This window comes from Microbacterium sp. B19, from assembly GCF_000333395.1.
Taxonomy (GTDB): Bacteria; Actinomycetota; Actinomycetes; order Actinomycetales; family Microbacteriaceae; genus Microbacterium.
Map to the genome: position 1 here is coordinate 1 of NZ_BADA01000395.1, position 1,901 is coordinate 1,901.

The following is a 1,901-nucleotide window of genomic DNA, read 5'->3' on the forward strand; positions in this document are numbered from 1 at the left end:
AAGGTAACGGGCGGCCTGCTCGTCGGCTTCACCTCGAACTGACGCCGATTCGGAAAAACCTCGAGATTCGGGTAAAGTCTTCGAGGTTGACCACGATGCGTCAGCAAGACGGGGCTATAGCTCAGGCGGTTAGAGCGCTTCACTGATAATGAAGAGGTCCCAGGTTCAAGTCCTGGTAGCCCCACCCGTTTCCCCTCACGGGGCCTTAGCTCAGCTGGTAGAGCGCCTGCTTTGCAAGCAGGATGTCAGGAGTTCGAATCTCCTAGGCTCCACAACATCTCCGTCGAGTCGGCTTCGGCCGGCTCTTCGTCTTTCCGGCATCCATCGCTCGGTCCCGCGGCTAGGGTGATCGCAATGGACATGCGAGTCGCCGCGTACGCCGTCATCACGGACGCCGACGATCGCGTGCTGCTCGCCCACTGGGTCGAGGGCCGTCGGGCCGCGTGGACCCTTCCCGGCGGCGGTCTCGAGGAGGGCGAGGACCCTCAGCGCGCGGTGCGTCGCGAGGTCCGCGAGGAGACCGGGTTCCGGGTCGCGGTCGACGAGCTGCTCGGCATCCACTCTCGGGTCATCCCAGCCGAGGCTCGGCTCTCCGACGACGCGCAGGGTCCCCTGCACGCGCTGCGCATCGTCTATCGCGCCCACATCGTGGGGGGCCGGCTGCGCTACGAGGTGGACGGCTCGACGGACCGGGCGGCGTGGTTCACGCTGACGGCTGCGCGGCGGCTGCGCCGGGTGCAGCTGGTCGACATCGCCTTCCGGATGGCGAAACTCTAGACCTCAGCCGCGCGGTGCGGTGATGTCGGCAACGGTGGCGCCGTAGGCGCGGATCAGGTCGTCCGCCTCGACGAACAGGCTGTACCCGTGGGCGCCGGCGCCCATCGCGATGCGCCGACCGACGATGCTCTCATCGGCGTACACGGGCCAGTCGTGCGTGCTGCCGATCGGGACGATGGTGCCCCGCTCGTACCCCGTCGCGGCGAGGGCGACCTCGGGTTCGGGCAGGCGCAGCTTGTTCACGCCGACGAGGGCCCGCAGCTTGGGCCACGAGATGACCTTGTCGCCCGGGACGAGGGCGAACAGGAACGTGTCGTCGGATCGCTTCACGACGAGCGTCTTGACGATGTCATCGGGCAGGATGCCGAGGAGTTCGGCCGCTTCGTCGAGCGAGTTCGCGGCGGGACGCTCGCGCACATCGACAGAGAGGCCGCGCTGGAGCGCGGCCTCTCGGACTCTCTGGGTGGGGTCGCTCACGCGTCGGGGGCGCGCAGCGGGTCGTCGGCCACCCACAGCTCGTCGTCGGCGCGCAGCGTCTGCCACGCGGCGTACGCGACACCGACGGCAGCGGCGACGCCGAGGAGGATGGCGATGACGCCGCCGGCTCCGATGCCGTCGTTCTGCTTCGGCAGCTTGGCGGAGAGGCGCTTGGTGGCCCTCTTGCCGTACTTCTCGGCGCGCTTGGCGTACTTGTGGGTGTCGAGCTCGAACCCGCGGCCCTTGGCCAGGCGGTCACGGGTGTCGCCCGCGGCATCCCACACCGACAGCGCCCCGCCGACGACGGCACCGGCCGCCGGGACGAGCTTGTGGCTGAGGAAGCGGTTGGCGTAGGTGACGCCCTTGTCGACGTACGGCGCGGCGTACTTGTCGTAGCCGTCGTGGACGGTGGGAACGAGGTCTTCGCGGCTGAAGCGACCGAGCTGGCGACCGGCTTCGCGGGCCACCTTTCCGCTCTCGCCCAGCAGAACCTGCTGGGACTCCCACACCTTCGCGGCGTGCTTCTGGAGCTTGCGCAGTTCCTTCTTGCTCTTGCGGCTGAGGCCCACGGCTTCATCCTCCCTGTCGATGGGATGTACGCGATTCATCTTGCCAGAACGGGGGTCCCGGTCCGGGAACCCTTGCAG

Annotated in this window: 3 protein-coding genes and 2 tRNA genes; 3 read left to right on the forward strand and 2 right to left on the reverse strand. The window is 68.3% G+C overall.

Annotated features, from left to right (window positions below; translation table 11 throughout):
• Positions 1 to 110 precede the first annotated feature (110 nt).
• The 3 genes from I5G_RS14165 to I5G_RS14175 all read left to right on the forward strand — a co-directional run bounded on the left by I5G_RS14165 (position 111) and on the right by I5G_RS14175 (position 777).
• Positions 111 to 184 (forward strand) — tRNA-Ile (locus I5G_RS14165).
• Between the two features lie 15 nt (positions 185 to 199).
• Positions 200 to 272 (forward strand) — tRNA-Ala (locus I5G_RS14170).
• 82 nt (positions 273 to 354) lie between these two features.
• Complete coding sequence (locus tag I5G_RS14175) at positions 355 to 777, forward strand: NUDIX hydrolase (protein ID WP_022879644.1); 423 nt, start codon at positions 355 to 357, stop codon at positions 775 to 777.
• A 3-nt stretch (positions 778 to 780) separates the two neighbouring features.
• Here the strand turns inward: I5G_RS14175 and I5G_RS14180 are convergent, their stop codons facing one another.
• Both I5G_RS14180 and I5G_RS14185 read right to left on the reverse strand, forming a co-directional pair.
• A complete protein-coding gene (locus I5G_RS14180) occupies positions 781 to 1,254 on the reverse strand; it encodes an aminoacyl-tRNA deacylase (RefSeq protein ID WP_022879645.1) in 474 nt (157 codons plus the stop codon).
• Positions 1,251 to 1,823: a hypothetical protein gene (locus I5G_RS14185; RefSeq protein WP_022879646.1), complete on the reverse strand. Its 573-nt coding sequence runs from the start codon at positions 1,821 to 1,823 to the stop codon at positions 1,251 to 1,253. Before I5G_RS14185 ends, I5G_RS14180 begins: the two co-directional genes overlap by 4 nt.
• Positions 1,824 to 1,901: the final 78 nt, after the last annotated feature.

Excerpts from the sequence above, each read along its gene's own strand:
- I5G_RS14175 (WP_022879644.1), top strand. The coding sequence starts at position 355 with ATGGACATGCGAGTCGCCGCGTACGCCGTCATCACGGACGCCGACGAT.